At 45.6% G+C, this 20,039-nt stretch carries 19 protein-coding genes; 1 reads left to right on the plus strand and 18 read right to left on the minus strand.

Annotated elements, in window-relative coordinates:
• The first annotated feature begins 6 nt into the window (after positions 1-6).
• A complete protein-coding gene (locus tag IFO66_RS08325) occupies positions 7-528 on the plus strand; it encodes a polymer-forming cytoskeletal protein (RefSeq protein ID WP_192024711.1) in 522 nt (173 codons plus the stop codon).
• A gap of 85 nt (positions 529-613) precedes the next feature.
• On the opposite strand, the gene IFO66_RS08330 is transcribed toward IFO66_RS08325, so the two are convergent.
• The 18 genes from IFO66_RS08330 to wzy all read right to left on the minus strand — a co-directional run bounded on the left by IFO66_RS08330 (position 614) and on the right by wzy (position 20,039).
• Entirely contained in the window at positions 614-826 is a 213-nt protein-coding gene (locus tag IFO66_RS08330; protein ID WP_192024712.1) for a diaminopimelate decarboxylase, read from the minus strand.
• Between the two features lie 101 nt (positions 827-927).
• The gene (locus tag IFO66_RS08335) at positions 928-1,962 is read right to left on the minus strand and encodes an LCP family glycopolymer transferase (protein WP_192024713.1); all 1,035 of its coding nucleotides are present in this window, start codon (positions 1,960-1,962) and stop codon (positions 928-930) included.
• A 1-nt stretch (position 1,963) separates the two neighbouring features.
• Complete coding sequence (locus IFO66_RS08340) at positions 1,964-2,623, minus strand: hypothetical protein (protein ID WP_192024714.1); 660 nt, start codon at positions 2,621-2,623, stop codon at positions 1,964-1,966.
• A 27-nt stretch (positions 2,624-2,650) separates the two neighbouring features.
• Positions 2,651-3,529, minus strand: coding sequence for a dTDP-4-dehydrorhamnose reductase (rfbD, locus tag IFO66_RS08345; protein ID WP_225445608.1), 879 nt, complete (start codon positions 3,527-3,529; stop codon positions 2,651-2,653).
• A gap of 194 nt (positions 3,530-3,723) precedes the next feature.
• Positions 3,724-5,577 (minus strand): glycosyl hydrolase family 28-related protein, encoded by a 1,854-nt coding sequence (locus tag IFO66_RS08350; protein WP_192024715.1) that lies wholly within the window; start codon positions 5,575-5,577, stop codon positions 3,724-3,726.
• 145 nt (positions 5,578-5,722) lie between these two features.
• The gene (locus IFO66_RS08355) at positions 5,723-6,844 is read right to left on the minus strand and encodes a lipid II:glycine glycyltransferase FemX (RefSeq protein ID WP_192024716.1); all 1,122 of its coding nucleotides are present in this window, start codon (positions 6,842-6,844) and stop codon (positions 5,723-5,725) included.
• Positions 6,845-6,866: 22 nt separating this feature from the next.
• Positions 6,867-7,628: a formyl transferase gene (locus tag IFO66_RS08360; protein ID WP_192024717.1), complete on the minus strand. Its 762-nt coding sequence runs from the start codon at positions 7,626-7,628 to the stop codon at positions 6,867-6,869.
• Between the two features lie 36 nt (positions 7,629-7,664).
• Positions 7,665-8,282, minus strand: a complete 618-nt coding sequence (locus IFO66_RS08365) for a sugar transferase (RefSeq protein ID WP_192024718.1) — start codon at positions 8,280-8,282, stop codon at positions 7,665-7,667.
• 85 nt (positions 8,283-8,367) lie between these two features.
• Positions 8,368-9,531 carry an aminotransferase class I/II-fold pyridoxal phosphate-dependent enzyme gene (locus tag IFO66_RS08370; RefSeq protein WP_273015211.1) on the minus strand — a complete coding sequence of 388 codons (1,164 nt, stop codon included), beginning with the start codon at positions 9,529-9,531 and terminating at the stop codon, positions 8,368-8,370.
• 19 nt (positions 9,532-9,550) lie between these two features.
• On the minus strand, positions 9,551-10,894 hold the full coding sequence (locus IFO66_RS08375; RefSeq protein WP_192024719.1) for a UDP-glucose dehydrogenase family protein: 1,344 nt from the start codon (positions 10,892-10,894) through the stop codon (positions 9,551-9,553).
• A 1-nt stretch (position 10,895) separates the two neighbouring features.
• On the minus strand, positions 10,896-11,840 hold the full coding sequence (gene galU / locus IFO66_RS08380) for a UTP--glucose-1-phosphate uridylyltransferase GalU (protein WP_051217153.1): 945 nt from the start codon (positions 11,838-11,840) through the stop codon (positions 10,896-10,898).
• A gap of 52 nt (positions 11,841-11,892) precedes the next feature.
• Positions 11,893-12,840, minus strand: coding sequence for an NAD-dependent epimerase/dehydratase family protein (locus IFO66_RS08385; RefSeq protein WP_192024720.1), 948 nt, complete (start codon positions 12,838-12,840; stop codon positions 11,893-11,895).
• A complete protein-coding gene (locus IFO66_RS08390; RefSeq protein WP_192024721.1) occupies positions 12,837-14,183 on the minus strand; it encodes a glycosyltransferase family 4 protein in 1,347 nt (448 codons plus the stop codon). Before IFO66_RS08390 ends, IFO66_RS08385 begins: the two co-directional genes overlap by 4 nt.
• Positions 14,184-14,212: 29 nt before the next feature.
• Positions 14,213-14,869, minus strand: coding sequence for a sugar transferase (locus IFO66_RS08395; protein ID WP_192024722.1), 657 nt, complete (start codon positions 14,867-14,869; stop codon positions 14,213-14,215).
• 56 nt (positions 14,870-14,925) lie between these two features.
• A complete protein-coding gene (locus IFO66_RS08400) occupies positions 14,926-15,972 on the minus strand; it encodes an NAD-dependent epimerase (protein WP_192024723.1) in 1,047 nt (348 codons plus the stop codon).
• Positions 15,969-17,180: a glycosyltransferase gene (locus IFO66_RS08405; RefSeq protein ID WP_192024724.1), complete on the minus strand. Its 1,212-nt coding sequence runs from the start codon at positions 17,178-17,180 to the stop codon at positions 15,969-15,971. Before IFO66_RS08405 ends, IFO66_RS08400 begins: the two co-directional genes overlap by 4 nt.
• 40 nt (positions 17,181-17,220) lie before the next feature.
• Positions 17,221-18,561, minus strand: coding sequence for a glycosyltransferase (locus tag IFO66_RS08410; RefSeq protein ID WP_192024725.1), 1,341 nt, complete (start codon positions 18,559-18,561; stop codon positions 17,221-17,223).
• Between the two features lie 23 nt (positions 18,562-18,584).
• Positions 18,585-20,039 carry an O-antigen polysaccharide polymerase Wzy gene (gene wzy / locus IFO66_RS08415; RefSeq protein ID WP_192024726.1) on the minus strand — a complete coding sequence of 485 codons (1,455 nt, stop codon included), beginning with the start codon at positions 20,037-20,039 and terminating at the stop codon, positions 18,585-18,587.

Raw genomic sequence — 20,039 nt, forward strand, 5'->3', positions numbered from 1 at the left:
GGCTCAGTGTTTGGAAAAAGTACACGCCCCAGTATGTCAGATACGATTATCAGTTATGGAACTGAGATGGAGGGGCATCTGAATTGCCAATCCAACTTACGCATTGACGGACAATTCAAGGGCACGATCACATGCCAAGGGACCGTTATTATAGGAAATAACGGGGAAACTCACGCAAACATTGAGGCGAAGCAAATTATTATTGCTGGAAAGATCCATGGGGAACTAAAAGTCGCAGGAAAGCTAACGATAACATCGACAGGGCATCTAGTAGGTAATTGTGTATCGCAATCACTTATTATTGAAGAAGGCGGTACATTGAATGGCATTAGCAAAATGGAGGGGGCAGAATCATCAGCAGAACAAATACCCACCTCTATCTCTCTTCCTTCCCCTAGCATAGAAGGCTCATCTACTTCCAATGATGATAATCAACAACTAGAGACAGAGGTTTTATTTTCCCAAGATCATTCAAACCGATATCATCCTAATAAGAAGAAAAAACGTAAAGAGAAGCAAGCGGGATAAAGCTTGCTTCTCTCTTTCTTTGCGAAGAGAAGTACGGAGGGGAACTAACCGTCACACACATCGTCCTTGCATTTTTTTATCGTTTTCAAAAGAAATGTCCGGTCTTCAAAGAATTCCACAATTGAGTCAATATTGTATGCTTAGGTGTACAGCGATCACAGCTCCCCAGTGGTATTTGAGCTTTATAGAAGCCTGTACGGAATTGAATGACCGTACGCTCCGCTGGTACCCTTTCTTGACAGCCGAGACAATATACAGGGTTGTGAACAAGTGAGGGGGATGAATCCGACACATCCATGGCAATATGAGCCTCCTCATAATCCTTGAAAAAGGACCATCTAATCACTAAAATTCGACATTTTTGCTACATTTCGTATCATAAATGTACGACTTCCTGCTTTATTTGTCAAGATTAGGATCCAAATTGTTGCGTAGCAAGTTATGAATGCGCAGCCGTTCCTTTTTGGATACCTTCCAATAATAAATGCCTGCTATCCGCTCAGAAGCACCTGTTAATGTTGTTTTTTCAATTAGATTAACAGACGAAGCATGCATCGCAGCAAGTGAAATCCAATCTTCGAATGCCAAATTGGTTCGTGTATGTTGTTGCAGCACATCAATAATTGCACCTAAACGTACAACACCATCTGTAGAGGCGGCTCTTTGCGCCAATGCACGAAGTACTAAACTTTGTCGATCCATACGCCCGAAATCTCCCTTGGGATCTTGTTTGCGCATGCGTACATATGCTAATGATTGCTCGCCACTTAGTTCAATATCCCCCACTGCAAATCGATGCCCGTCCGTTTCAAATGGAATTGGGTTATGTACTTCTATGCCGCCTAGTTCGTCAATGACAGCCTTGAACCCTTCCATATTGGTCTTAATATAGTAATGGATAGGGATCTCAAATAACTGCTCAACAGTTGCGACGGTCATGGCAGTTCCGCCATAGGCATAAGCATGATTGATTTTATCCAACCTCTTCAAGCCTGCCAGCTCTGTTCGTGTATCTCTCGGAATATGTACGATGACGGCACTACCTTGCTTAGGATTAACCGCAACCATAATTAAGCTATCAGAACGGCCACTGTCATGCGCTCGTTCATCGACGCCCATTAACAGCATCGTAAACGGCTCGCTTTTGCCTACATCCGGTTGTGAATCCTTTGTCACTGGCTCCATTATGGGAACAGAGGTACTACTATTGGTTTTACGATTATGTACTGGATTTATTAGATCCGTCTCTAGCGGCTCAATGGTCGAACGAAGCAACTCCTTGCGATCTGGTAATTCCTCATACATCGAATCCGCCGCATGCTTTAGTGTCATCCCAATAATAAGTGCAGCAATACAACTTCCAATCAGTATAAATAAGCAACAAGAAACAGCGATTTTCTGCCACGTTCGCCATCGACGCCATATTTGCAACATATTAGAACCACTCCGCTTCTCTTATTCGCTCCAAACCAGTAAGCATGGTTCTCGATTGAATGTTGTGCCACCATGTATATGCTTCTCTTGCTTCCTTGCCATTACGAGGCGAAAGTGAAGTCGTAGATGGCCTCCTATCAGCAACACACTGTACATATTCGGCTACTTGGTCCTTCATCGTATAGTGAAGGCGATGCCAACCATCCAGCACTTGCTCCAATGCTGTACATCGTTCACCATGCTCCGTCCCTATAGCTAGTGGAAACGGACGATGCAGCAATACAGGAGGCACATATACAACTTCCCCTGAGAAACGTTGAGACTGATTCAGCTGTTGCCGCATCGTCGTTGTCGTTCCAGGCTGTACTTCAGCCGCAATGACAACGAGTGCATGTTCAGCTACATGAGGCAGCAGCCATTCCACGAGCGAATGTGGATCAAGTGAAGTAGACGCGCTCCTATTGACGAAAAAGAGTACATCTGAGCGCTTCACTGCATACGAATCATTGATCGTACACAGCAGCCGATCTCCTAGTTCCTGCCGCCATCGTTCTGCACATGCTGCGCTGTTCGCTACGAGCCATACATCGTGCTTCAAGCCAGCGAGTCTAATGGCTAACGACAAGCCTTGGAGATCCCCACCTAGTACAGCGCATCTCATCACCTATCCTCCTATGATTGATAGTTGTTAGCTGCGTACTTCCAGCGTTTGAATATAATCTGCCAACGCCTCACGCCATGGTCGTAGGGAAGGCAGTCCATGAAGCGTGAGTGCTCTTCCTGCTAATACTGAGTAGGCTGGGCGTCTAGCTGGGCGAGGAAATTGTGAGGTTGGCACCGATCTTACTTTGACATTCAAATTTGCTTCTTCCATAATTGCGGAAGCGAATTGATACCAAGAGCAACTGCCAGAATTCGAAACATGGTACGTTCCGAACCAATCTGTGTGAATCAACTTAAGAAGGCATTCGGCTAAATCCTTCGTATAAGTGGGGCTACCTATCTGATCATGAACCACTTTTAGTTCATGATTGATTTTGCCCAGTTCCAACATCGTCTTTACAAAATTAGATCCATGCCTGCCAAAAACCCATGAAGTACGAACGATAAACGCACGGCGGTTCAATTGACATACGATTTTTTCCGCTTCCCGCTTAGAAGAACCGTACACATTTATCGGTCTTGGCGTAGCAAATTCATCATAGGGTCTCGTACTTCGTCCGTCGAATACATAGTCCGTGCTGAGCATCAGTATTTTCGCATCAACTGATTCAGCAGCGGCAGCAACATTGCGCGAACCATACACGTTCACGCGATACGCTTCATCACGCTCATTTTCTGCTTGGTCCACCTTCGTATAGGCAGCTGCGTGAATAATACCCCAAGGCTTTATTCGGCCAATTACTTCATGAACTTGCTCACTATCGGTAATGTCTAAATTCGCACGAGTACACCCTATCGCAGGCACATTATGTTTTTCCAGCAGCTCCATAATGTCTGTACCAAGCTGCCCTGACGCACCTGTAACTAATAACGGTCTGTTCATCTGCATTTCTATTCCACTCATACATTCACCACCATTTCTCATCTGGATGCACATTCACGGCTTGTGAGCGATTGCTGCAAGATCAGGTAGATTGAATAGTGGGTGCAAATTGCCATGAAGTGAGTAGAAACGAACTTATTACGCAGGGTTAAGTAACAGAAGAAGAGGCGGTGCTCATTCCGTCCGCCCCTTCACGTCATTGTACGTTTTACCTATTAAAATGGTGTCTGTACGATAATTGGTGTATTTCCGATTGCTACTGTCTTTTCTCCACTCAAGGGAGTCATTTCAGACACGATCGTATTGTTAATCCAAGACAACTGTTGATGCGCGCGGTCTGCTACACCTAAACTTCTAAGCAATAGCCCCGTGTACATTTTAGACGTCGTACGATCTTCTACGACGACATTATTTCGCACGAAGCAGTTAGAGAAGAGTGGATTCTCATATAACGCAATACCCGAACTGTATCCTTCTTTACCACTATATAACGCGCCAGGGTTAACGATTGTATTTTCCTCAACAACGACGTTATTCTGTACCCCTTCAATGTTCCAAGTGATGCCGTTGGTGTACGCATTGCGTATAATGTTTCCTTTAATAAGAAGACCTTCTACTTTGGTGCCACTACCTTGTAAGGATAAGTCGATGCCGGCAGCGTGGGGAGCAAGCGTCATATAGTTGCCGCCAGGATGTTTGAAATCAATGAAGTTGTCTGTTATAGCAATATTGATCCACGCGTCACCGCTAGGATGATGGAATTGAATACCTGCTGATTCTGCATTGGTAGATAAAAATCCACCGCCACGAGCATTTACGATAATGCTATTGTTCGTTATCGTTAGCTGCTTCACATCTCCGCGAGTAGCCCATAAGCTCATACCGAATACAGCATCTTCTATGCGGTTGTTTGTAATGAGGTTGTTCTCGTTCTTGTAGTCTCTGTTGGATGTAGATGCATAAAGAATGCCTGTGCGGAATTTCTTAGTTACGTTATAACTTACGACTTTGCCGAAGCCGTGTACTTCAATCGCCGTATTACTGCCAGCGCCTCCGGCTTCAAAATAGTTTCGTGTAATAATGGCATTGTTGCCGACAGAGTAAATCGTAGAGGTATCAAAGAAGAACGGAGCGCCTACTCCCATGTTAAGAAACTGACAATCTTGCACGACTAAATCATCGACTACATTTGCCATCACACTTTGAATGGATAAGCTGTTCCTAACGGTAACACCTTGGAACTGAGCTCCCTTTCCTGTGTAAAGTGTAAACACGCGCATGGCATTGTTCGTATCGCTTGGCTTTTCCGTAATCGGGTTATTTTGTGCATTTGCATCTACAGTCAATTCTCTAACATATATATGATCGATCGGCTTCGTAAATTCAAACACCGTATTGTACTTGCCCATATTATTTCTAACTTTTAACGTTCCACGGCCTTCAAGAGAGACATGCCCTGGCATACTAATAATTGTCTGTTGAGGTACCGTCATCGTACCGAGCACATAGCTGCGATTTTGAGTGAAATGAACCGCTGCTCCCTTCTTTAAGGTGCTTGCAAAGTTCACTGCCTCTTGAATAAAAGGCCTATCATCTTGAATCGCATTTCCTAGTGCGCCGAACCACTCTGGATATACTTTCTTAATTGTACCTGTGGCGACAACGCTTCCATCTCCAGTAAAGAGCGTATACAGACCACCTTGCAATCCGCCATCCAACTTCAACGTCTTGCCCGAAGCCACTTTAATATTGGCATTTTGCCCGAATACAAGGGTCAGCTCTTTACGAAATACGAGATCCTCATTCAGTACATAGGTTCCTGTTGGAAAATAGATTTTGCCTGACAACATTTCACTTGCTTTACGCAAAGCTGTGGTATCATCTGTCGTTCCATTCCCCGTTGCTCCAAGTGACTTAATATTGGTACCTTGTGGCGCAGGGGTCTCTAATGCTGCAGCTGTATTCTCCGAAGAAGAGTTCCACTGTATGCCCACAATAACAAAAATAACACCTATAACAAGCAACCATTTCTTACATCGATTTAAACACATATTTGTTTTATGCCCCATCCTTTCCACCTCTTTAATGACAGCATAGCTCTATACCATTCATATCCTCTTGGTATCAGCTTCATGCATCATATGCCGAATCCCCTTCGTCCGTATGGTCAAGCACCCTCTGCACTTGTCCTTCTTAGGGGACGTCAGGCTCCGCTTATCCAGATGAGACCTCAGAACAGCTTGATTCCGTTGAAGTATTAAAGAGCAATGGGTTGCGATACATTGGAAAATAGGCGGATTCAGCTCCAGCTATACCGTACTGCTGATTCAAGATTAGCGCGGCAGCGTCATACAATGATTGATGCCGAATGCGTCGGCCGACATAGAAATCAGCCCATTCACGTTCGTTGAAGCTACGCTTAAATCGAAACAAGTTGTCGTTACCCGTTACCCCTCCTCCTAAATGAAGTTTCTTACACCCTTGTGACTTCGCCCATAAAGCTGCTTCATAGATGAGCAAATTAATTGGAGCAGCCTTTAAATATGCTTGATCAGAGCCCATAAGATGATAATGCGCATAATCACCTTCATGCATAAAGAGACAGGAAGCGATCACCTTGTCATCTGCATGAACTTCTATTAGCTTCACATATCCCTCTAAATAAGACGTTGTATTTTGGAAAAAGTTGCTATCAAAGTAATAGTATGCACTTGCCTGCTTTTTTAACATAGTCGCGTCGTACAGACGAGTAAGATTATCCAGCCTCGTCGGTTCCTCGATAGTGACGTAGAACCCTTCTCTTTGAGCACGCCTAATGCGATTGCGATTATCTCGAGAGAAAGTCTTTAACATATCCTCTTCTGACAACGTAAGATCAACAAACACCGTGTTGCGCACAAACTCAGGTCTCACATCATCGTAATCTCGCCAATTGTTCAACAATGGATGGAAGCGAACGAACTCCGAGACAATACGCTGCTCGCGACAGTATGCATCAAATTGATGCTCGAATTTGCGAAACAACCTCGCTCTCCTGTCGGCATCGGCTACGTTCGATATCGGTCCACCATATCCGTACGGAGTCGTAATATCATAGATGGGCTTGGTCACATTTAGCTCACGCAGCCCTGGGAGATGGCTCGCATCGCGCAATAGGTAAGGATAGCAGACAAACTCGTCTCCCTCCTGGTAGACAAACAACTGCGACTTGCCTTCCCCATTGTCTTCATAAACCTGGCAGTACTCTGCCGAGAAGTATACGTCTGTATCAAGTGCAGCTCGCGTATATGTATTCCATTTCTCACGATTCGCCATATCAAGCAGGAAAGCATTCATGAATACTCCATTCCTCCGCACATCATGTATTGTCACTAGCAATCGAAACATATACTTTTCCATGATCCGTTTGCATGTATGCAGGTTCATGACCAGGGAATTGAAAAGCACGCGCCGTATTATAAATGAATTGCGGAGCAGCGTGCTCAGGAATCTGCTTCAACATTCTCACTTCTTGTGCTCGATAGGTTCTCGGTTCAATCTGTAATTCCTCAGCTAATGCTAGCTGGTCAACGCCCGTCACACGCCCTTCCCATATGCGAGGCAGCCACTCTTTTAACAGCTCTAATCCATACTGATTGCTCAGCTGAAACAATTCATATACCGTGTCAGCAGGCTTAATAGGGAAACGTTTTACTCCGATAAGTAAGCCCTCATCCACCTTCTCATTCATCCAATGGATGCTCGTTCCGTATTCCTCTCGACCTTCTATGATGGCAGCTGCGTCGCACATGGAACCACGCATTTCAGGGAGAGGAGCCCCATGAAGATTGACGACCCCTAACGTAAAACGCTCTAGATGACGTGCACGCAGCAGCTCGTGATAGCGGACACTAATCCCTAGATCAGCCTCCAATTCACACACCTGCTCAAGCTTCAGTACAGGAACCCCTAACCGCATTGCTTCATCGTACATATTTTCGTCCTTCTGAACGAGACGCCACTTAGATAAGGGCTCTGTCGAGCATACGACCCCCAGCACTTCTACCCCCGACTGACGCAGCAGCCATCTCAAACAGTCGACTGCTACGCCCATACTTCCGAATACAATGATTCGCTTCATTTTATCTCTACTCTCCTTGCAGAGGTGGTTGGTAGTTTACATCGTTTTTGATTTCAAGCTGACACGCCGTTCTCGATCTAGTTCCGCTACAAACATAGTTGGACATACTGCGTTGTTCTTACCCACAACAACTTGATTAACCGTTTTGAACAAAATAACGACGTCCAGCCACATACTTTGTCTCTCCACATAGTCGCGGTCACATTGAAATCTTGCTTGCCACGACAGCATGTTGCGACCCGAAATTTGTGCTAGCCCTGTAATGCCTGGTCGTACAGTAAACCGAACCCGCTCCGCTTCATAATAGTAAGGATTATATTTGCTAGGCAGTGGACGTGGGCCGACTAAACTCATATCTCCCTTTAACACATTGAACAACTGTGGTAGCTCATCCAAGCTACTCATGCGTAGAATATTGCCCGCTTTCGTCAAGCGCTGTTCATCAGGCAGCGGCTCTCCGTTCGGCAGAACTTCATCACTCATCGTTCGAAACTTATATAATTTAAATGACTTCATATGCAAGCCCGTACGCTCCTGGTAGAACATAACGGGCTTGCCAATGGTTATTCGTACATACATCGCAATGAGAAGCAGTAACGGACTAAGCACAATAATTAAAAGGATAGAGAATACAATGTCAAACAAACGCTTCATAATGATCTCCTTTAATTTCAAAAGAGTTGTTCTCTAGCGACCACATGTATCACCTAGCATCTAACTATTCAGACTTGAGCATCATTCAAGATAAAGAGTAGATGGGTCGAAGGGCGGACTGTACACCGTCTATGACTCTGTTTTGATCATCCATAGCCAAGCTTGAGCCTGATGGCAAACAGATCCCTCTCTCGAACAACATGTCGCTAACACTCTCATTTTCTTCGTGACGATAATAACGGCAGCCAGCGAATAACGGCTGTGCATGCATCGGCTTCCATACTCGTCGAGATTCAATATTCATAACTTCTAGCTCCTGTACTACATCAAGCGGAGAAGCCTCAATAAGATGCGGATCTAGCGTCAAGGTCGTGAGCCAACGCGTTGAACTGCCCCATAATGGGTCTGGCATAAATGAAATGCCTGGTCTGTCCCCAAGCGCCTGCTGGTATCTTTCAAATACAGCTCGTCGCAATGCGATCCGCTCGTCGATTACATTCAATTGACTGCATCCAATAGCAGCAAGAATGTTGCTCAACCGATAATTGTAGCCAACTTGATTATGCTCATAATGATAGGCAGGCAGCTTAGCTTGAGCTGACAAATAACGTGCATACTCCAACTTGTCGCTGTAATTGGACACAAGCGCGCCACCGGCTGAAGTTGTAATCAGCTTATTTCCGTTAAAAGAGTATATCCCGTAGTCTCCAATTGTTCCTGCCATCTGTCCCTTGTATGTCGCTCCAAGTGCTTCGGCGGCATCTTCTATAACACATATGCCGTACTGCCGACATATTTTCATAATGGCATCCATATCTGCGCACTGGCCATATAAATGCACAACAATGACTGCTTTGGGCAGCTGACCAAGTATGCTAGCCTCGTACAAAGCTCGTTCAAGTGCACGTGGAGACATATTCCATGTCGTAGGCTCTGAATCTATAAATACAGGTTCTGCACCTAAATAACGGATCGGATTCACACTGGCAACGAACGTAAGCGAAGAACAAAATACGATATCCCCTTCTTGAACCCCTGCCAATTCGAGTGCAAGATGTATGGCTGCAGTCCCGGAGCATAATGCTACCGTTCCTTCGATTCCTACTAATTCGCTTATTTGACGTTCAAATTGCTCGACCATAGGCCCCAAAGGCGCTATCCAGTTGCTTGCAAAGGCTTCCGCAATTTTTGCCAGCTCTTCTCCGCTCATATGTGGAGGAGATAAGTATATACGGTCAGATATATTCAACATTCTCACCTTCTAATCATTAAACTGGTACTCTCAATGATGTCTCTCGCTGCGGTATGAACGGTCTTCCCATTGAAATATATTCATAGCCTAGTTCCGCCATTTTTTCTGCGCTCCAACAATTTCGACCATCAATCACTAACGGTCTAGACATTGAACCATGCAGCTTCTCCCAATCGGCTTCAATGATCTGTTCCCACTCCGTCAAAATAAGGCATGCATCGCAATACGTAACGGTATCCTGAACAGTAGGCATATATACGACTTGATCACCTAGTACATGACGAGCCTCTTCAGTAGCAACCGGATCATAGGCCCGAACGATCGCACCTGCTTCTAGCAGCTTGGGAATAATCGTCAATGAAGGTGCATCTCTTACATCATTCGTATTCGGCTTAAAAGCTAGGCCCAGCACTGCAATTCGTTTACCTGCAAGCGTACCTAGTGACTGCTGCAACTTATCTATGACGATAAGACGCTGTTTTTCATTCGTATCAATGACCGCTTCAAGAATGGAGAACGAACAGCCCGCTTCTTGCGTTAAATGGCGAAGCGCATACGTATCCTTCGGAAAGCAAGATCCTCCATAGCCGATTCCTGCCTGCAAAAATCGATGACCGATTCTGCTGTCGAGCCCCATTCCCTGTGCCACTTCATCTACGTCAGCGCCGAGCTGGTCACATAGATTAGCAATGGAATTGATATAGGAAATTTTCATAGCTAAGAAACAGTTAGAAGCGTATTTAATAAGCTCCGCACTTTCGATAGAGGTCTTTAAAACAACAGTGCCGAACGGCTCATGAAGCTCTGCAATAATAGCTGCAGCTTCAGGCCGATCGGCACCAATTACTGTCCGTTCCATATTTAAGCAATCATAAACCGCTGAGCCTTCTCGTAAAAATTCAGGGTTGGATACAATATCAAACGAATATTGATTACGCGACGACTCTCCAATCCACTGCTCGATCAAGCGCCCTGTTCCAACCGGAACTGTACTTTTGGTCACAATGACTTTGTAGCCATTGATCACCGTTCCAATCATACGTGCAGCTTGCTGAACATAATCCAGATTGGCTTCCCCGGTCTGCGACATGGGTGTCCCAACTGCAATAAAAATAACATCTGCTGCTTGAATAGCAGTGGCGATATCCGTCGTAAAGCTGAGCCTTCCTTGCTCCATGCCTTCCGCTACCAACTTATCGAGCCCCGGTTCATAAATAGGAATTTCGCAGCGTTTCAAACGTTCTATTTTAGTTGCATCCACATCACAACAAATCACTCGATGCCCCACATGAGCGAAGCAAGTGCCTGATACGAGCCCAACATAACCCGTGCCAATTACCGCTATTGAATAGCTCTTCATCCTATGATCCTCCTGCCGTATATTCCATCAACTGATTACGTTTACTTTCAGCAACAGTACCGTTCAACAGCTGATGCTGCTCAACAGTCTCTATGAGATAGGCGAGCATGTCATCAGACAGTTCCTCTCTCCTCAGTGCAAAGTCCACCGTCGCTTTCAAGAAGCCAAGCTTATCGCCGACATCATATCGAGTTCCTTGGAATTCATAGGCAAGTACCGCCTGCCATTGATTCAGCGTCATAATGGCATCTGTCAGCTGAATTTCATTGCCCGCCCCAGGCTGCTGATGCTCCAGCACTTCGAAGATTTCAGGTCTTAAAATATAGCGTCCCATAATGGCGTAGTTCGATGGCGCTTGCCCTACAGGAGGCTTCTCCACTAGAGACTTCGTGTGCATGAGGGAAGGCTCGACAGAAGGACCAAGCGGATCAATGATCCCATACTTACGTACATCCTCATCTGGAACATATTGCACGCCTACAACTGAACTATGGTAACGATCAAACACATCCATCAACTGTTTAATACAAGGTACTTCCGACTGTACAATGTCATCGCCAAGCAGGACAGCAAACGGCTCATTGCCAATGAACGTGCGTGCGCACAAAATGGCATGCCCTAAACCTTTAGGTTCTTTTTGACGGATATAATGGATGTTAGCCATCTTAGAAATCTGTTGAATCTCTTCTAACGCCTCTAAGTTACCCTTCGCTGCTAAGCTTTCCTCCAGCTCAAAGGACTTGTCGAAATGGTCTTCAATCGCCCGCTTGCCACGACCGCTAATAATCATAATGTCCTCGATGCCCGATGCGATCGCTTCTTCCACGATATATTGTATCGTCGGTTTATCTACAATCGGCAGCATTTCCTTGGGCTGTGCCTTCGTTGCAGGAAGGAATCTCGTACCTAAGCCAGCAGCTGGAATAATTGCTTTTCTTACTTTCATTTCTTTCCCTCCATCCAGTTCTGTCTCTGCCCCATAAAAATATCAATAAGTCCTAAGCTCCGCTCAGGACTGACGATGAATGACGCTCAGCATCTCTCGTATAGGTTAGCGTACGTGCAAGTCCAGTCTGTAAGTCTATCGTAGGCTCCCAACCTAAGCGATTACGTGCCTTTGTATTATCCAAATAACTATGCTCAATATCCCCTATTCGAGATTCCAAATAGATCGGATCATCTACTCCTGTATGTGCTTGCAGATGGCGATACAACTCATTAACACTTGTAGGTTCAGCTGTGCTAATGTTGACCGTCATGCTCCCCTCGGACGTCAAGGCAAGCACATTCGAACGTGCAACATCCTCAACATGGACAAAATCCCTCGTCTGATTGCCATCTCCATAAATAATGGGACGTCTGTTGTCGAGCATATGATCAACGAAAATGGATACAACGCCACCTTCACCTTTCGAAACTTGCCGCTCTCCATATACATTGGCATAGCGCAAAATCGAATACTGCAAATCAGGCAGCTGCTCATGATACATTTTGATATATCTTTCAGGCGTATATTTAGAAATACCGTATGCGGACATAGGTGCTATCGGGTGCCGCTCATCAATCGCTAAATACTGCGGATTTCCGTATGCAGCAGCCGAGGAAGAGTAAACAAAGCGACTAACACGGTATTTTTCGCAGCACTGCAATAAACGGATCGTCCCTACAATGTTTACCTCTGCGTCAAATATGGGCTCACGAAGCGAACGCTGCACGTCGATTTGAGCAGCCATATGAATAATCGCATCGGGTTGCTCTTGTTCAAACACTTCATTCAATTGGTCATCCATAATCGACATCGTATATAGCTTCGCTTCACTCGATACATTCGCCACATTGCCGCTGCTGCCGTCATCAATGACAATGACGTTATGATTCGCCAGCAGCAATTGGTCCACGACATGTGATCCTATAAACCCTGCTCCACCGGTAACGAGTATGTTCAATGGAATCCCTCCTCCCTGCTGCTATTTGCATAAGAAGCCTGATCATGATGATGAGTTGCGGCTTTACCGCGACTAACTCGCTGCTTGTGCAGCGAATGATAAAAATAAGCATGTGCCTGAACCACATCTTCAGGATCAAATTCTCGCAAAGCCCGAATATGTCCATTCACCCCTAAACGGACACACTCTTCAGGATGCTTAATAAGCCATATCATCCGTTCAGCCAGTTCATGTATATCACCAGGCTCAATGAGCAAGCCCGTAATTCCATCCAGCACGGAATCCGTCATTCCTGTTGCTCTTGTCGCTATCGTTGGCTTACCTGCCACCGCAGCTTCAATCAACACATTGGCGAACCCTTCACGATAAGATGGCAGTACTAAACAATCTATCGCTGCATAAAACATACCAAGTTCCCGTTGAAACCCTACATGAATGATGCTGTCATCATTTTCAATCGCTTCAACGGTTTTAGCCGAGATCGGATCTCCTTGCTCCTTTTCTCCAACCAATAGTAATACAGCATGAGGAATAACTTTTTTAACGAGATGAAAGGCTTCGACAAGAATATCTACCCCTTTATCCTTCGTCAATCGACCAATGAAGCCAAGTACCGGTGTATCCTGAGCAATCCCCAAGGATTGACGCAATGCCTCTGAATGCTTCTGCCGTTCATCTGTTAAAATAAACGGCTCCGCCTTTACACCTTTGCAGCTGCCATTGTGAAGGACTTCTACCTTTTCAAGGGCACATATGCGATTCCGATGTAAAACATCTTTCAAGCTTGGGCTAACTGCTATTACCTTATGTGCACAAGCTGCCGACAGGCGTTCAGTCGTCACCATAAGTGCGCGCTTCCAGCCCTTTAACGTTTCAAACCGCAAACCATGGCATGTATAAATACGAACCGGCACACGGCAAATCCAAGCTGCTATACTAACGAGCAAGCCAGCCTTGGGCGTTCCGGCATTCACAATATTCGGCTTAATGCGCCGTATCAATCGGATAGCATGCCATAGCGACACCACATCTTTCGTTAATGATATTTCGCGCTCTATGGTGAGCTGAATATGTGTTGCTCCTTCTAACGTTTGCGAAGAAGGAGCGCCGTCACTCATAACAAACACCTCATATCCCTGCTCCTGCAAGTAACTGAGCTGGCGCTCAAGAAAAGATACTCCGCTCTCAGCAGTAACGGCGAATAGGATGCGATGATTTACTTTCGATGTTTTCGGTACTTCCGATACTTGTGGTGTTAAGGAGTTTTCAGAATGCTGCAAAGTTGTTGATGATGGTTTCTCCTCAATCGCAACTGCTGAATCGCGCTTATCCAACCTCGACATAATGGCCCTATCCTCCTTACACTCAAATTTCAACGTGCTCCTTTTCCGGTCAAAACGACCGTAATCGTCTTGAGAAAAATTTTCGTCTCCATCCGTACAGAAGGATTGGTTATGTAGTACATATCATGTTGAAACTTCTCTTCCGGAGTGAGATCATATCCACCATTTACTTGTGCCCAGCCTGTTAGACCAGGCTTAACGAGCACGCGGTTCATAAATCCGGGTATTTCTTGATTAAACTTCTGCATAAATGAATTTCGTTCGGGGCGAGGTCCGATAAGGCTCATCTCGCCTTTTATTACATGGATCAGTTGAGGAAGCTCATCTACTCTTGTCTTGCGAATGAACTGCCCCACTTTCGTCACACGCTCATCATGCGCAGCCGCCCACCGGGGACCATCCTTTTCAGCGTCCATGACCATAGACCTTAGTTTAATAAGCTTAAATTCCCTACCTCTATAACCAACCCGATCCTGCACATAGAAAGCCGGACCTGAGGAATCCATCTTAATGCATACAATGACTGCCACTACGATAGGCGCAGTTAGCATGAGAAGCACTGTCGCAAGCACAAAGTCAATGATTCGTTTAGCGATTAGAAATAGGATGGAATCGTTCACTTTGGGCTGAATATAAACCGTTTCCGAGCTCTTTTCGCTTAACGTGAGTTCTGTTATTTGACCCATAACGAACCTCCCACAGAAGAACTGGTATCCTAGTGAATGATCAGCCTAAACCTCATTTATACGTGAAGCACACGCTCTGCTGTCCGCTGTTCTTTATAGGTCAAATACCATTCAGCAAAGCGTTGAATACCCACTTCAATCGTTGTATCTGGACGGAAATCAATATCCTGCTGCAGACTGGATATGTCCGCATACGTTTGCGGGACATCACCAGGCTGCATCTCCTTCATCACAAGCTCAGCTCGCACGCCAAGATGCTTTTCCAATACACGAATGAAATCGAGCAACGGAACAGGCTGATGATTGCCAATGTTGTACAGCTTGTATGGAGCTTGTTCCCCATCGCGTTGTGGAGCACGTGGAAGCAGCCTCATAATGCCTTCAACTATGTCGTCAATGTAAGTGAAGTCGCGCATCATATTGCCAAAGTTAAAGACATCGATGGGCTTGCCTGACGTGATTCGTTCTGCAAATGAGAAGTAAGCCATATCCGGCCTTCCCCACGGTCCATATACCGTGAAGAAGCGAAGCCCCGTTGTCGGCAAATCATACAAATGACTGTAGGAATGCGCCATTAGCTCATTTGATTTCTTCGTGGCAGCATACAAACTGACAGGGTGATCCACTCGATCCTCTACAGCAAATGGAATTTTCTTATTCGCTCCATACACAGAGCTAGAAGAGGCGTAGAGCAGATGCCCTACGCCTTGTAAACGGGCAGCCTCCAATATATTGGCTGTCCCAACGATATTCGATTGAATATAAGCTTGCGGGTTAGTTAAGCTGTAGCGAACACCCGCCTGCGCTGCTAGGTGAACAATGACATCTGGCTTCGTCTCCCGCATTAAATCATGAATTCTATCCCCTTCTTCAATTGATAAGCGATAGAAGCGGAACGGCTGCTGCGGAACGGTTGCTGATTCCCCTGTTTGCAACAATGATTTGGATTGTGCCAGCAAACGCTCCAGCCGCTGTTCCTTCAATGTCACATCATAATAATCATTCATATTGTCGATACCGACGACTTGATAGCCCGCTTCCAAGCAGCGAGCCGCAACATGCGAGCCGATGAAGCCAGCTGCACCTGTAATCCAAATATTCATCCTTTCACCATCCCCGGATTGGTTAACATGGAACGACGCACCGCTTCTTCCTTGAAAGACTTCCAAAAAGCTGTACGTCTTTTATCCAAGACATCCTTTGTATATTGTTGTGCAGTCGCAAAGTTTGCTGCTGCTGCATTCCGCTTTATGTCACGATTATTTGTCATCAGTTGCATCTTCTCCGCTAACCCAGTTGCATCACCAGCTCGGAATATCCATTCCTCTGGCAGCAATTCTGGGATTCCTCCTGCGGTAGAACCAATAGCTGGTAGGGCGCGACTCATAGCCTCAATTAACGCGCGAGGAAGCCCTTCCTGGAAGCTCGGTTGCATGTAGAAATCCAACTCATCCAGCCAACGGAAAACTTCTTCACCGCTCGGGACAGGATCACAGAACTCCACACGATCCGCTACCCCCCAACGTTCAGCTAGCTCGACCCATTTTCCTTTATCCCCTTCACCTAGCACGCGAAGCCGGAGCATTTGCCCTTTTAACATGGATAATGCTTCGATGGCAGTATCAACACCTTTGTTATTCGATGCCAATGAGCCAACAATACCTACCGTCTGCCAGCCATCTGTATGTTCATCCAAGCGCTGCAAACGAAGATCGAGCACCTGTTGAGGTACTGGCGGAACTTCGACATTGGAACAATTGATATGGTATCCCCAGCTTGGATAATGATGCTGTAGAAACGCACGGGTTACATAGAGCGCATAGGGAGCTTGTCGCACCGCTTTCTTCGTTCGCCACGTCATAATCGGCGCATAGCACTTGCCCTGCCATGAGCCATGATTCATCAGTGCATCCCAAGCATGGCCGACAACTTCCACAGCCCATGGCTTGCCTAGCCGCTTCGCAACACCAATCGCTACCGTCCCTATCTCACTTGGCAAGCGTGCAATCAATCCATCAGCTTCTTGCAGCTGTTCCTCTAATATGCGAATGACTTCTTTACGCTTAGTCAACTGTGAGACAGGATTGCTTATCGAGGGCACATGGTGAAAACTGACGTTAGGACCGCTCGACAACTTACGGTTCAAGCGTGGTTCATCCTTGCCAACCTCCACCACTCTCGTTACAATGGCTAGTTTCTCACACACTTCCAAGTACCGCTGCCATACGGTGTAATCAAAATAATTATGATAGTACTGCTCTGTACCTCTTACTTGTTCAATACGCACATCATAGGCAAAAACGAACTTCATCGCGATACTCCCTTCCTCACTAATAATGATTTCAGTCGGACTAAAGTTGTCTGGAAACGGCGTTTTCTTCTATTCCATATTTCTTCAGTACATCGCGGATAAGCGACTCGTACTGTTCAACAACATAAGATAACGTAAATTTGTTTAAGCGCTGAAACTGAGTATCCAAAGAATCTACATAAGAAGCCGCAATTTCTCGAATGGACTCAGGTGCTATAAAATGGTCAACAATGTGCTTACTCGGTACATTCAGCTCTTCGTTATGCTGTCGTCGGATAGCCAAGTCCATCACTTGTTTTTCCAGCGCGTTTGCCATTGCTTCCACATCATCACAAGGGACCAGTAAAGCAGAATGAATTCCTTCCAATACTTCTTCTGTACCTGTTGCTGTACGCGTAGCGACGATGCTTGTGCCCAAAGCGACCGCTTCGATGAGCGCTGTAGGCAATCCCTCTACATCCGAGCTCTGAACATAAATATCCGCCTGACGCAAAAAAGGCAGTGGATTGGAGGCATATCCCGGAAGTTCTACCCATGACTCTAAAGCTTTATCAGCGATAAGCTTGGTTAGACGTTCACGCTCCGCACCTTCACCGATAATAAGCGCTCTTACTTTGCACCCGCGCTGGTGAAGGCGATGTACTGCCTCGATGAGCAAATCATATCGCTTCTCAGGCGACAATCTGCCGAGTCCTAATAATACGGGTATATTCGATGCCACGACTTCATCACGATCAGCTATATGAACCTCATCTTCTATAACCCAGCTATCGTTGCTTGCTCCAGCTTCCACTGGCCCCTGCTGCAGCCAATAATGCTCAACGTTTTCATTAGCACGACTATAGAAGCTTTCATTCAGCACCGCATTATAAATGACATGCACTAACGAACGAGGAACCTGAAGAATGTCCTTCAATTCCTCACCCATCATCTGCGAGCAGCCAACAACCGCATCGGCTCTTTTATAACACCAGCGTCTCATGATGTTTACACCTTTACCTCGATGACGGCTAATGGAACTGTGCTCACACAGTACCGTAGCAAACCGCAAACCTGATAAGCGACGTCCTATGACATTCAACACATTGTTTTCCCACATATGCGAAATGACGACATCAGGACGAACTTGGCGCAGCGTTCGCATATAAGCCTTCCACGCACTTCGAAGTCGAGGAGCATTCATTTCTGATACTTGTACATAAGAAGGAAGGAGGGACATATAAGGTCCCTCCTTCCGATTTACGATAAGATGAAGTTCATATCGCTCAGGATCAAATCCCTGAAGCAGCATACTAACAGCCTTCTCTGCCCCGCCGCCAGCTAATGACGTAATTAGCATCGCGACACGCGGTTTCGGTTTCTTGCCCGTCTTCTCAATCATATTCTCACCTCAACTCAGCTACTTCATCGAACACGCAACGTATTTGCTTTATGACGCTCTGGAATCCTGTTCATCAATTGCTCCAGCACTTTCGGTCTCATAATCGCCGCCAATACAACAATAAATATGACGAATAGAAATGCATAGGCTATATCCATCACGACAACGTTCATCGGACTTCGCTGGAACATAATCGCTAGCGGCAAACAAATATATTTGAGCATCGAAGTTCGGGATATCCACACTAACAACACACCGACAACGAAAAATTGAATTACAACTCCTGTGTGTCCACCAACCATCCACGCTTGCGCTATCGGGGAGAACCCTCTTCCTCCACCTTCATTAAAGATGTACGGATAGAAATACCACACATACCAATCACCCAACGTTTTTGGTTTGCCATGCCCGAATACAGATTGATAGATGACAGAAGGCAGCATATACGCCACTGATGTTAAATAAGAAGGATCCGCCTCTGGATAATGGTCAACACGTATAATATCTGATGTAACAAGAAACCCCGCCCCTGTCTCCCCGGTAGAAAACGCCCATCTCTCAGGAGGAAAAGAAGATAGCGGAACATCTTCAATAAGACTGAGTCTTGCATTGTTGAACAGCGACGAAATAAATACCATCATAATTAAAATAAGGACGACATGCTGGAAACGACTTATTCGAATATAGCCACGGTCGATAAATAGCGCCAAGCTCGGCAGCAGAGCGATAACAACATAAAGCCGACTACCTATTAAGAAAAAGAAAAAGAACGTTAACAGCAATACAATAAAGCCAAACAGTTTCAGCTGGGCACGCGTGCGCACCGACATCGCCAACAGCAGCAATGAACTCGTTATAATCGATTTCCAAGGCAGCGATATTCCTTCTACCGTACTAATTGCTTTAAATCGTTCAATTCGATTAGCAGCTCCTAAAGATGCGAATCCACCTAATCGTGATTGATCATAGGCCATAATCACAATCCCTATAAGCAACACAATGAGCGCCGGCCAGAACAGCAGCGGTCGGAAGAGACGCTGCTCTGCTTCTTTTTTCTCGATAAGTTCAGGTGTCCACAGCGGTTTGCTAAATTTCGGACGCCCTTTTTTCAAGTGAATAACCGAGGCAACCGTAATACCGATCAACATACAAATATTCGCCAGTACATACAGCTGTATAACCTGAACGAGTTCTTCTTCGGTTCTTTCATGAAGCGAACCAATCAGATGATCCAACGGGTACGTAATACTATAAAGAGTGAAAAACAACAAAAATAACGTAATCAAATTATTGAACATAGAGCGAATGTGATTGCGTTTTCCATACCAAATACTAAATGATATATTCATAAACACAATCAACACGATATAAAATAGCAAGGGCTGTTTGTCCAGCCACTGGTAGAGACCATAAATGATAGCCAGCATGACGAGGCTGGATAGAACCGTTACAATGGCTAGTTTGCATGTACGTCCCAT

Origin of the sequence: Paenibacillus arenosi (assembly GCF_014841135.1) — a bacterium.
GTDB lineage: Bacteria > Bacillota > Bacilli > Paenibacillales > Paenibacillaceae > Paenibacillus_B > Paenibacillus_B arenosi.

Bases quoted from the DNA above. Each gene is read 5' to 3' on its own strand.
- wzy (WP_192024726.1), bottom strand. From the start codon at position 20,039: ATGGGACGTACATGCAAACTAGCCATTGTAACGGTTCTATCCAGCCTC.
- IFO66_RS08330 (WP_192024712.1), bottom strand. From the start codon at position 826: ATGGATGTGTCGGATTCATCCCCCTCACTTGTTCACAACCCTGTATAT.
- IFO66_RS08395 (WP_192024722.1), bottom strand. From the start codon at position 14,869: ATGGGTCAAATAACAGAACTCACGTTAAGCGAAAAGAGCTCGGAAACG.
- IFO66_RS08405 (WP_192024724.1), bottom strand. From the start codon at position 17,180: ATGAAGTTCGTTTTTGCCTATGATGTGCGTATTGAACAAGTAAGAGGT.
- IFO66_RS08365 (WP_192024718.1), bottom strand. From the start codon at position 8,282: ATGAAGCGTTTGTTTGACATTGTATTCTCTATCCTTTTAATTATTGTG.
- IFO66_RS08410 (WP_192024725.1), bottom strand. From the start codon at position 18,561: ATGATTGAGAAGACGGGCAAGAAACCGAAACCGCGTGTCGCGATGCTA.
- rfbD (WP_225445608.1), bottom strand. From the start codon at position 3,529: ATGAGTGGAATAGAAATGCAGATGAACAGACCGTTATTAGTTACAGGT.
- IFO66_RS08390 (WP_192024721.1), bottom strand. From the start codon at position 14,183: ATGTCGAGGTTGGATAAGCGCGATTCAGCAGTTGCGATTGAGGAGAAA.
- IFO66_RS08360 (WP_192024717.1), bottom strand. From the start codon at position 7,628: ATGAAGCGAATCATTGTATTCGGAAGTATGGGCGTAGCAGTCGACTGT.
- IFO66_RS08375 (WP_192024719.1), bottom strand. From the start codon at position 10,894: ATGAAGAGCTATTCAATAGCGGTAATTGGCACGGGTTATGTTGGGCTC.
- galU (WP_051217153.1), bottom strand. From the start codon at position 11,840: ATGAAAGTAAGAAAAGCAATTATTCCAGCTGCTGGCTTAGGTACGAGA.
- IFO66_RS08355 (WP_192024716.1), bottom strand. From the start codon at position 6,844: ATGAATGCTTTCCTGCTTGATATGGCGAATCGTGAGAAATGGAATACA.
- IFO66_RS08335 (WP_192024713.1), bottom strand. From the start codon at position 1,962: ATGTTGCAAATATGGCGTCGATGGCGAACGTGGCAGAAAATCGCTGTT.
- IFO66_RS08350 (WP_192024715.1), bottom strand. From the start codon at position 5,577: ATGGGGCATAAAACAAATATGTGTTTAAATCGATGTAAGAAATGGTTG.
- IFO66_RS08340 (WP_192024714.1), bottom strand. From the start codon at position 2,623: ATGAGATGCGCTGTACTAGGTGGGGATCTCCAAGGCTTGTCGTTAGCC.
- IFO66_RS08400 (WP_192024723.1), bottom strand. From the start codon at position 15,972: ATGAATATTTGGATTACAGGTGCAGCTGGCTTCATCGGCTCGCATGTT.